Origin of the sequence: Streptomyces sp. NPDC046876 (assembly GCF_040645035.1) — a bacterium.
Classification (GTDB): Bacteria; Actinomycetota; Actinomycetes; order Streptomycetales; family Streptomycetaceae; genus Streptomyces.
The window spans coordinates 18048-28764 of the sequence record NZ_JBEYXK010000088.1 but is presented as its reverse complement, the minus strand read 5'-3'; the positions used below and the strand labels follow the sequence as shown (position 1 = coordinate 28764).

General features: G+C 72.4%; 9 protein-coding genes. 6 read left to right on the top strand and 3 right to left on the bottom strand.

Going from position 1 to position 10717, the window contains the following annotated elements; translation table 11 throughout:
- Positions 1-114 precede the first annotated feature (114 nt).
- The 3 genes from ABZ924_RS30780 to ABZ924_RS30770 form a co-directional block, all read right to left on the bottom strand.
- Positions 115-471, bottom strand: coding sequence for a hypothetical protein (locus ABZ924_RS30780; protein WP_361916934.1), 357 nt, complete (start codon positions 469-471; stop codon positions 115-117).
- Positions 468-1034 carry a DUF6232 family protein gene (locus tag ABZ924_RS30775; protein ID WP_361916931.1) on the bottom strand — a complete coding sequence of 189 codons (567 nt, stop codon included), beginning with the start codon at positions 1032-1034 and terminating at the stop codon, positions 468-470. The genes ABZ924_RS30780 and ABZ924_RS30775 overlap by 4 nt, the downstream gene beginning before the upstream one ends.
- A gap of 325 nt (positions 1035-1359) precedes the next feature.
- On the bottom strand, positions 1360-2013 hold the full coding sequence (locus ABZ924_RS30770) for a TetR/AcrR family transcriptional regulator (protein ID WP_361916928.1): 654 nt from the start codon (positions 2011-2013) through the stop codon (positions 1360-1362).
- Between the two features lie 182 nt (positions 2014-2195).
- Between ABZ924_RS30770 and ABZ924_RS30765 the strand changes: the two genes are divergently transcribed.
- The 6 genes from ABZ924_RS30765 (at position 2196) to ABZ924_RS30740 (ending at position 10702) form a co-directional block, all read left to right on the top strand.
- Positions 2196-2741, top strand: coding sequence for an SRPBCC family protein (locus ABZ924_RS30765; RefSeq protein WP_361916925.1), 546 nt, complete (start codon positions 2196-2198; stop codon positions 2739-2741).
- A 109-nt stretch (positions 2742-2850) separates the two neighbouring features.
- Positions 2851-4452, top strand: a complete 1602-nt coding sequence (locus ABZ924_RS30760) for an AMP-binding protein (RefSeq protein WP_361916922.1) — start codon at positions 2851-2853, stop codon at positions 4450-4452.
- Complete coding sequence (locus ABZ924_RS30755; RefSeq protein WP_361916919.1) at positions 4452-5651, top strand: FAD-dependent oxidoreductase; 1200 nt, start codon at positions 4452-4454, stop codon at positions 5649-5651. Before ABZ924_RS30760 ends, ABZ924_RS30755 begins: the two co-directional genes overlap by 1 nt.
- 45 nt (positions 5652-5696) lie before the next feature.
- A complete protein-coding gene (locus ABZ924_RS30750) occupies positions 5697-7721 on the top strand; it encodes an FAD/NAD(P)-binding protein (RefSeq protein ID WP_361916916.1) in 2025 nt (674 codons plus the stop codon).
- The gene (locus ABZ924_RS30745; protein WP_361916913.1) at positions 7718-9214 is read left to right on the top strand and encodes a lyase family protein; all 1497 of its coding nucleotides are present in this window, start codon (positions 7718-7720) and stop codon (positions 9212-9214) included. Before ABZ924_RS30750 ends, ABZ924_RS30745 begins: the two co-directional genes overlap by 4 nt.
- Positions 9215-9286: 72 nt before the next feature.
- A complete protein-coding gene (locus tag ABZ924_RS30740; RefSeq protein WP_361916910.1) occupies positions 9287-10702 on the top strand; it encodes an MFS transporter in 1416 nt (471 codons plus the stop codon).
- Positions 10703-10717 lie beyond the last annotated feature (15 nt).

Genomic DNA, 10717 nt, shown 5'->3' with positions numbered 1-10717 from the left:
GGCACCCGAGGACGTCCAGTAATCGGGAGCCTCTCCGCCTTGCGATGCACGGCACCGGACGACGCGGGCTTAACCGGCAAGATCCGAAAGAGACGGCCTAGTGCCGTGACCGCACTAGCTGCCGAGCAGCTCGATGACCCGGGCCACGGCCTCCACGACGGACTGGCCGAGCGGCCCCACCACGGCGGCGATGCCGGCGATCGACATGAGCGCGCTCTGGCGCGACTCGGCCGGAACCTCCGCATCACCGGTGGCGGCGGGCAGGGCGGCGTCCAGCAGCTGCGCGCTCGCCGGCGGCAGCTGTCCGCGCAGCTCCTCGATCCGGCTGCGGAGCCCCTCGATCGCCGCGAGCAGCTCCGGAGCCGCAGCAGGGGCGGCCGCGGGGGCGCCCACGTTCTTGACCATGCCCGTGTTGCCGGTGCCGCCGGTCATGTTGACGTTGTCGCCGAAGTAGAAGTTGTCGCCGCTCACCGGGTGCCCATCCCCACGTTGTTGGAACCGCCGTACATGTTCACGTTGTCGCCGAAGTAGTAGTTCCTCGGGCTGATGTTGATGGTGTCCACGCGCACCCCCTGGAGCTCGACCGCAGGGTTGTCGATCGCGTGGGTGATCTGCCCGACGAGCCGGTGCAGGACGCCGTGGTCCTTGCTGGTGACCACCGCGATGGACGGGCCCGAGGTCTCGACCGCCAGCACGTAGTGCGAGGGCGACGAGAGGACGCCGATCCACTCCACGAGGGACCACACCAGCGCGGCCGCGGCACCCAGCCAGACGAAGTTCAGGAGGCTCGACGCCATCTCACGGCTGGCGAGCGAGGTCAGACCGGCGAGGATCGTCAGGGCGAAGGCCACGGACAGGATGAGGCCGAGGTTCTTCAGGAAACGGACGGTGGCGTCCTTGCGCCGCGGATGCAGGGTGAAGGTGTAGACGCGGGCGATGTTCTCCAGCGGATAGGCGGCGCCGCCCACCCACAGGATGCGCCGGCTGATCCGCAGTTCGATCCCGAAGGTCCGCGGCGGTGCGGAAAGCGGCACGGAAGGCGCCGCGGAAGGCGGATTGGACGGCGCCGCGGAAGGCGGAGCCGCGGGCGGCGGAGGCGGGGCACCGGGCCCCACGGGTAACCCCCCGCCCGCCTGCCCGACGGTCGGCGGCGCCGCACCCGGCGCCCCCGCCGCCCCACCTCCCTCCGCCTGCGACGCCCCACCGGCCGGCTGCGCATGCTCCATGTACGGTCTCCTGACTCTCGGGTGACGCGGTGTCAAACCCAGGCGACCATTAACCCCGCCCACCGCCCCGGGAGCAACATCCCGTCCCGCACAAGTGCACTCGCCACGCGCCGAGTTGACGGCGGGCCGCGATCTACGGGTTGACGCCGTACTGGTTCAGGAACATGTCCACGCCGCCCTGGAGGAGGCGTTCGCGGAGGTCCTCGTCCAGGGTGGTGCCGTAGACGCCGTAGACCAGGTGCGGGGACAGGACCAGGCCCGAGAGCTGCAGTACGGCCAGCTCCATGTCCGGGATGCGCAGGAGGCCGCGCTCGTCCAGGCGGCCGAGGGCTGCGGCCAGGGCGGCGTGCTGGCGGCCCGGGCCCTCCTCCTGCCAGGTGTGGCCGAGTTCGGGCATGCGGTGGCGTTCGCCGGCGATGACGTTGCGCAGCGCGAGGACGTCGGGGGTGGTCAGGCCGGCGACCCAGGTGCGGCAGGCCTCGAGGAGGTCGGTGCGGACGTCGTCGGACTCGGCGAGCTTGGCCTGGATGACCGACTGGGCGACCTCCAGGGCCTCGTCGAGGGTCTGCCCGATGACGGCGTTGAACAGGTTCTCCTTGCTGCCGAAGTGGTTGTAGACGGTGACCTTGGAGACGCCGGCCTCGGCGGCGAGCTGGTCGACGCCGGCGCCGAACCCCTCGCGCAGGAAGACCGTCCGGGCCGCGGCGAGGATGGCCTGCCGCTTGCGGGCGGCGCGCGCGCCGGTGGGGACGGGCTGGGTTTCTGCGGGGCTGGTCCGTGCGGTCATGGCGATCGATCCCTACTTCCTCGGCTGCGGGCCCCAGTCTAGAACCCAACTGAACTGTACCGTTGCGTTCAATTGAACTGAACTGTATGGTTCATCTAGCCGGGCCGACAAGAACCAGGCAGGAACCAGGCACCGGAAGACATGTCCATTCGCCACCAGCAGCAGCGCAGGAGGAACATCCCATGAGCGGCACCCAGACCCCCCTCTTCCGGTCCCGGGCCCAGATCCACGTCGACGCCGCCCCGGCCGAGGTCTACGCCGTCGTCAGCGACCTCGCCCGCAGCGGCGAGTGGAGCCCGGAGTGCCTCGGCGGGGAGTGGACCACCGGCGCCCCCGGCGCGGTCGGCTCGGTGTTCCGCGGCGAGAACGAGCGCAGCGCGAACGTGGTCGCCTGGGCGCCGGTGGTCCGCGGCCGCTGGACGACGTACGCGGAGGTCGTCGCGGCGGTCCCCGGCGAGACCTTCCAGTGGGCCATGCACAACAGCTCGGGCGAGAAGCAGGACAGCGTCTGGGGCTTCACCATCGAGGCCGACGGCGACGGCAGCCTCCTGGTCCACCACTTCCGCATGGGCACCCCCACCGAGGGCATCCGCGGCATCACCGCCGAGATGGACGACGCGCAGAAGCAGCAGTTCTTCGCCGAGTGGGGCGACAAGGTCGCCGGCGACCTCGCCGAGACCCTCGGCCGGATCAAGGCCGTCATCGAGAAGGACCTCGCCGGCCGGTAGGACGCCGCCGTCCCGGGTCACAGCGCCCGATCGAAGAACCCGCACCACCACGCCCACCGGCGCCGGACGACCGGCCCCACCACCCCCGTGACGTGAGAAAGGCAAGGCGATGATTCTTCAGCGCATCGGCAACAAGGGCATACGCCTCGGAACGCTCTTCGAGCGGGCCGCGAAGAAGCACCCGGCGAACGTCGTGATCCTCGACCACGACCTGGACATAGCCCCGGGCCTCGGCCGCCGGGCCACCGTGGCCGAGGTCGCGGACCTGATCGACGACATGGCCGCCCGGCTCTGGGCCGCGAACGTCCGCCCCAGCCGCCGCGTGGTGGTCTACAAGTCCGACGGTTTCGACATCACCCTGCTGGCCTGCGCGGTGGTCCGCATCGGCGCCGTACCGGTCCTGCTGTCGCCGAAGCTCGACGGCGAGACCGTCGCCGAGCTGGTGCGCCGCACCGACCAGCCCTACCTGCTCACCGACCAGGACAAGCTCGAGACCGAACTGCCCGCCTCCGTCTTCGAGGAGGCCGAGCAGGTCCTGCTGACCTCCGGCAGCTACCGCAACGCCACCGAGCTCGCCTCGCTCGCCGGCTCCCCCCGCGTCCCGGCCGTGACCATGCCGCCCGAGCACCCCACCCTGATCACGCACACCTCCGGCACCACCGGCACCCCCAAGCTCGCCGTCCACACCGGCGCCACGCTCCAGGCCCGCTACCGCCCGCAGGCCGCGATCACCAGGCCCCTGCTCCCGGGCCGCGAGACCATCGCGATGCACGTCTCCTTCGTGCACTCCCGCCTGATCACCGCCCTCGCCATCTCCCTCTTCCGCGGCTACCCGATCGCCGTCCTCGCCGACTCCGACCCCAAGAAGGCCGCCGACCTCTTCGCCCAGCTGCGCCCCGGCATCCTGGAGGCCCACCCCAACTCCTTCATGGAGTGGGAGGAGCTCGCGGACGACCCCCGCAAGCCGCTCGCCAACGTCAAGCTGTTCAGCAGCACCTTCGACGCCATCCACCCGCGCACCGTGCAGCGGCTGCTGGCCGCCACCGAGCGCACCGCCCCGATCTTCGGCCAGCTGTACGGGCAGAGCGAGATCGGCCCCGCCGTGGCCCGCTCCTTCTCCAAGCGCCGCGGCCTCGACGCCGACGGCCGCTGCGTGGGCATGCCCTTCCCCGGCATGACCGACGTCCGCGTCGTCAGCCGCAACGGCCTGCCGGTCTCCGAGACCAACCCCGGGTTCATCGAGGTCAGGAGCGACGGGCGGATCGTCACCTACCTCGGCGAGCAGGAACGTTACGACAAGCAGGTCAACGACGGCTGGTGGCGCATGGGCGACGTCGGCTACCGCACCAAGTGGGGCTGCGTGCACCTGCTCGACCGCGAGGTCGACCTCATCGAGGGCTTCGGCTCCACCCTCGCCGCCGAGGACACCCTCTTCACCCGGCTCGACGAGCTCGCCGAGGTCATCATCATCCCCGACGAGACCGGCCGCGCCGTCCCCGTCGTCTGCACCAAGGACGACAAGCCCCTCGACCCCGCCGCCTGGAAGGCCGCCACCACCGGGCTCCCCCCGATGGCCGACCCCGTCCAGTGGCGCCAGTCCGACCTGCCGCAGACGGCCACCACCAAGATCAAGCGTCTCGAACTCGCCCGTCTGATCGCCTCCGGCGCAAGCGCCGACGCCGGCTCGCAGCTCACCGAGGAGAAGGTCTGATGTCGAAGCTCATCATCGTCGGCGGCGGGATCGGCGGCCTCGCCACCGCCCTGGCCACCGCCCGGCAGGGCCACGAGGTCCTCGTCCTGGAGCGCGCCCCCGAGTTCGCCGAGATCGGCGCAGGCATCCAGCTCGCCCCCAACGGCCTGCACGCCCTCGACCGCCTCGGCCTCGGCGAGGCCGTCCGCTCCACCGCCGTGCAGATGGACGAGCTGCGCTTCATGGACGGGGTCACCGGCGAGCACGTCACCAGCGTCGACCTGACCGAGCACTACCGCGAGCGCTTCGGCAACCCGTACGCCGTCGTCCACCGCGCCGAGCTCCACACCAAGCTGCTGGAGGCCTGCCGGGCCGTCGACACCATCGAACTGCGCAGCGCCGCCACCGCCGTCGGGTACGAGCAGGACGCCGCGAGCGCCACGGTCCTCCTGGAGGACGGCGAGCGGATCACCGGCGACGCCCTCATCGGCGCCGACGGCATCCACTCCGCCATCCGGGCCCGGCTCGTCGGCGACGGCGCGCCCCGCAACTCCGGGATCACCGTTTACCGGGCCCTGATCCCGATGGAGCAGGTCCCCGAGGAGCTGCGCCACCTGACCTCGGTCACCTGGTGGACCGGGCCCGGCTGCCACTTCGTGCACTACCCGATCGCCGGCGGCAAGTACCTCAACCTGGCCGCCTCCAGCGACAACAAGGCCACCGAGGCGATCGCCGGCGTCCCCGCCACCCAGGGCGACATCCGCCGCGAGTTCGCCTCGCTCGGAGAGGACGCGCAGCGGCTCCTCGCGCTCGGCGAGGGCTGGAAGTCCTGGGTCCTGGTCGACCGCGACCCGGTCGACACCTGGACCGACGGCCGGGTCGCCCTGCTCGGCGACGCCGCCCACCCGATGCTCCACTACGTCGCCCAGGGCGCCTGCCAGGGCCTGGAGGACGCGGTCGTCCTCGGCGACCTCCTCGACTGCGGTACGGACGAACTGCCGCAGCGCTTCGAGAAGTTCAATGCCGAGCGGCGCGAGCGGACCGGCCGGATCCAGCTCCTGGCCCGTGAGTCCATCAAGCTCTGGCACACCTCCGGCGCCGCGGCCACGGACCGCAACGCCGTACTGAAGGGCTTCACCCGCGACGAGCTCCACGACTACGTCGCCTGGATGCACGGCCACCGCACCACGGACGCCGACCGCACCGCCACCGCCCGCTGACACCGCCACCGCTGACACCGCCACCGCGCCGAACGGAGAAAAGTGATGAACACCGCCACCGCCACCCCCGCCACCGCCACCCCCGCCACCACCGCCTTAAACCTCCAGGTCGCCATCATCGGGGCCGGTCCCCGCGGCCTCTCCGTCCTGGAGCGGCTGTGCGCCAACGAGCGCCACAACCCCTCACACCCCTCGGTCACCGTCCACGTGGTCGACCCCTCGGCGCCGGGCGCCGGCCAGGTCTGGCGCTCCGACCAGTCCCAGCACCTGCTGATGAACACGGTCGCCTCCCAGATCACCGTCTTCACCGACGACAGCGTCCGCACCGAGGGCCCCATCGAGCCCGGCCCGAGCCTGTACGAGTGGGCCCAGGAGGTCGCCGCGCTGGGTGCCGCGGACGAGGCCACCGCCGCCGAGGCCCGCCGTCTCGGCCCGAACACCTACCCGACCCGCGCCTTCTACGGCAGCTACCTGCGCGCCACCTTCGAGCACGTCGTCGCAAACGCCCCCGCCCACGTCACCATCGAGGTCCACCGCTCCCGCGCCGTGGCCATGGCCGACACCCAGGGCACCCCGGGCGGCCGGCAGGGCATCCGCCTGGAGAACGGCACCCGCCTGAACGACCTGGACGCGATCGTCATGGCCCAGGGCCACGTCCCGGCCCGGCTGACGCCCCGCGAGGCGAAGACCGCGAGCATCGCCCGGATCCACCACCTCACCTACGTCACCCCCGCCAACCCCGCCGACCTCGACCTCAACACCGTCAAGCCCGGCGAGAACGTGCTCCTGCGCGGCCTCGGCCTGAACTTCTTCGACCACATGGCGCTCTTCACCGCCGGCCGCGGCGGCACCTTCGACCGCGGCGAGGACGGCCGTCTCGTCTACCGGCCCTCCGGCAACGAGCCGAAGCTGTACGCCAGCTCGCGCCGCGGCATCCCGTACCACGCCCGCGGCGAGAACGAGAAGGGCGCCTACGGCCGCTACCTGCCGCGCCTGCTCACCCCCGAGGCCATCGCCGAGATGCGCGAGCGCTCCGAGGGCGGCGAGGGCATCAGCTTCAACGAGGACCTGTGGCCGCTGATCTCCCGCGAGACCGAGAGCGTCTACTACGGCACCCTCCTGCAGACCCTCGGCCGCGGCGACGAGCGCGAGGAGTTCACCACCCGCTACCTCTCCCAGGAGCACGAGGCCGACCGGCTCGCCCTGCTGGACGCCTACGGCATCGACGAGGAGCTGCGCTGGGACTGGCAGGCGCTCTCCCGCCCGTACGGCGACCGCGTCTTCGCCGACCGCGAGGACTTCCGGGCCTGGCTGGTCGCGTACCTGGAGAAGGACGTCAAGGAGGCCAGGGCCGGCAACCTCAGCGGCCCGCTCAAGGCGGCCCTGGACGTCATGCGCGACCTGCGCAACGAGATCCGCCTCGCCGTCGACCACGGCGGCCTGCGCGGCGACTCGCACCGCGACGACCTCGAGGGCTGGTACACGCCGCTCAACGCCTTCCTCTCCATCGGCCCGCCGGCCTCCCGCATCGAGGAGATGATCGCCCTGATCGAGGCCGGGGTGCTCGTCCTGACCGGTCCCGGGACCGAGATCCGCGTCGACACCGCCGCCGGCGACCGGGCCACCTTCATCGCCCAGTCCCGTACGGTGCCCGGCCCCGCGATCCGCTCCACCGTGCTGATCGAGGCCCGGCTGCCCGAGCCCGACCTGCGGCGCACCGACGACCCGCTGCTGCGCCACCTCCTCGACACCGAGCAGTGCACCACGTACCGGATCTCCGGCCCCGACGGCACCTCGTACGAGTCCGGCGGCCTGGCGGTCACCGAGCGCCCGTACCGGCTGCTCGACGCGCGCGGCCGGGCCCACCCGCGCCGGTTCGCGTACGGGATCCCCACCGAGTCCGTGCACTGGGTCACCGCGGCCGGCATCCGCCCGGGCGTCGACTCGGTCACCCTCGGCGACTCCGACGCCATCGCCCGCTCGGTACTGGCCCTTGGGCCCGCCTCGATCGTCCCCGCCGGTGTGGCGCCGATGCCGGCCGAGACCGACCTGACGGGCGTGCTGGTATGAGCGCCGCCGACACCGCCGGATACGGGGCTCAGGGAGCCCACGAGGCACACGAGGCACACGAGGCGCAGGAGGCGCCCGGGGCGTACGGGCCGCTCGCCGATGCGGGACTGCTCTCGCCGGTACGGGCCGGCACCCCCGCCGAGGAGGCCGTCTCGGACCTGGCCTGGCTGCAGGCGATGCTCGACGCCGAGGCCGCCCTGGCCCGCGCGCAGGCCGGGCTCGGCACCCTCCCCGGGGCCGCCGCCGCGACCATCACCCGGCTGGCCCGCGCCGGGAACCTGGACCTGCGGCAACTGGCCCTGGCCGCCCGGGAGACCGCGAACCCGGTGGTCGGACTGGTCCAGGCGCTGACCCGGGTGGTCGCGGCCGAGGACGCGCAGGCCGCCGAGTACGTGCACCGGGGCTCCACCAGCCAGGACATCCTCGACACCGGCGCCATGCTGGTCGCCGCCCGCACGCTGCGCCTGATCCGCGCCGACCTGGGGCGCACCGCCGCGGCCCTGGCCCGCCTGGCCGGGGAGCACCGGGACACGGCGATGGCCGGCCGGACCCTCGCCCTCCAGGCCGTCCCCACCACCTTCGGCCTGAAGGCGGCGGGCTGGCGGCAGCTGGTCCTCGACGCGGACGAGCGGCTGGCCCGCGTCGCGGACGGCGGGCTGCCGGTGTCCCTCGGCGGGGCGGCCGGGACCCTGGCCGGGTACCTGGAGTACGCCCGGATCGACGGCGCGGACGGCACCGACGGCGCTGACGGCGCTGACGGGGCGTACCTCGAAAAGCTGGTCGGGGCCTTCGCCGCCGAGACCGGGCTCGCCCGCCCCGCCCTGCCCTGGCACGCGCTGCGCACCCCGATCGCCGACCTGGCCGCCGCCCTGGCCTTCACGGCCGGTGCCCTCGGGAAGATCGCCGTCGACGTGCAGAACCTGTCCCGCACCGAGGTCGGCGAGGTCACCGAGCCCGCCGCGGCCGGCCGCGGCAGTTCCTCGGCCATGCCGCACAAGCGCAATCCGGTCCTGAGCACGCTGCTGCGCAGCGCCGCGCTCCAGGTGCCGGTCCTGGCCACCGGGCTGGTGCAGTGCCTGGTCTCGGAGGACGAGCGCTCGGCCGGAGCCTGGCACGCCGAGTGGCAGCTGCTGCGCGAGGCCCTGCGGCTGGTCGGCGGCGCGGCCCACACCGCGGTGGAGCTCGCCGAGGGGCTCACCCCCCGGCCCGAACGGATGCGGGCGAACCTGCTGCTGACCGGCAGCCAGGTCGTTTCGGAACGAATCGCGGCCGTGCTGGCTCCTACGTTGGGCAAGGCGCAGGCGAAGCAGCTGCTGACGGAGGTCTCCGCGGCGGCCGAGGCGAGCGGCAGGCCACTGTCCCAACTCCTCGCCGGACACCCGGGATTGAAGGGTCTCTGGAGTGCGGAGGAGCTCGCGAGGCTGTGCGATCCCGGCACGTACACCGGGGGCGCGGGACCGCTGGTGGACGGGGCGCTGGCTCTGCGTAACTGAACGCTTGAGTTCAACTGAACTGAACTGTATGGTTTAAGCCAGTTGACCCGTCGAACAGAAAGCCGAGGAGCCATGACGCCGCCCGCACGTCCCGCAACCGGACGCTGGATCGAGGACTGGGACCCCGAGAACGAGGAGTTCTGGCAGCTGACCGGCAGGCGGATCGCCCGCCGCAACCTGATCCTCTCGGTCCTCTCCGAACACATCGGCTTCTCGGTGTGGAGCATGTGGTCCGTCCTGGTGCTCTTCATGTCGCCGGCGATCGGCCTCGGCTTCACCCCCGCCGAGAAGTTCCTCCTCGTCGTCGTCCCCACGCTCGTCGGCGCGGCCCTGCGCCTGCCCTACAGCTACGCGGTGACCCGCTTCGGCGGCCGCAACTGGACCGTGTTCGCCTCGTCCGTCCTGCTCGTCCCCGCCCTCGCCGCCTTCTGGTTCGTCCGGCAACCGGGCACCGAGCTGTGGGTCTTCCTCCTGATCGGCGCGCTCGGCGGAGTCGGCGGCGGCAACTTCGCCTCCTCGATGACCAACATCACCGTCCTGTACCCGCAGCGCCTGCAGGGCTGGGCCCTCGGCCTCAACGCGGGCGGCGGCAACCTCGGCGTCGCCGCGATCCAGCTGGTCGGCCTGCTCGTCATCGCCACCGCCGGAAGCACCCATCCCGCGTACGTCATCGGCGCCTACCTCCCGCTGATCGTGCTCGCCTCGCTCCTCGCCGCCTGGAAGATGGACAACTTCGCCGCCGTGCGCAGCGCACCCGGCGCGCAGCGCGAGGCCGCCCGCAATCCGCACACCTGGGTCATCTCCCTCCTCTACGTCGGCACGTTCGGCTCGTTCATCGGCTACGGCTTCGCCTTCGGGCTGGTCCTGCAGAGCCAGTTCGGCGCCACCCCGCTCCAGTCCGCCTCGTTCACCTTCCTCGGCCCGCTGCTCGGCTCGCTGTCCCGGCCCGTGGGCGGCCTGCTCTCCGACCGGTGGGGCGGCGCCCGCGTCACCCTCGCCGCCTTCTGCGCGATGGCCGGCGGCACCGGTGTGCTGCTCCTGGCCTCGGCGCAGAGCTCGTACGGGCTCTTCATCGGCGGCTTCACCGCGCTGTTCGTCCTGACCGGCATCGGCAACGGCTCGACGTACAAGATGATCCCGGCGGTCTTCGCCCGGCAGGCCCAGGACGCGGTCACCTCCGGCCGCGACGCCGAGGAGGCCTTCGCCCGGGCCCGTCGGCTCTCCGGCGCGGTCATCGGCATCGCCGGCGCGGTCGGCGCCCTCGGCGGGGTCGGCATCAACCTGGTCTTCCGCAGCGCCTACAGCGGCCCGGTGAAGTCCGGCGAGCCCGCCTTCCTCGCCTTCCTCGGCTTCTACCTGGTGTGCCTCCTGGTCACCTGGGCGGTCTACCTGCGGCGCACACCGGCCGCAGAGGCCGCCGAGCCGGCTGCCGGCTCGGCCGGCGGGCCTGCCACTGCGGCCCGGGCGGAGGCCTCCTCCCGTGTCTGAGACCCTCACCGCAGC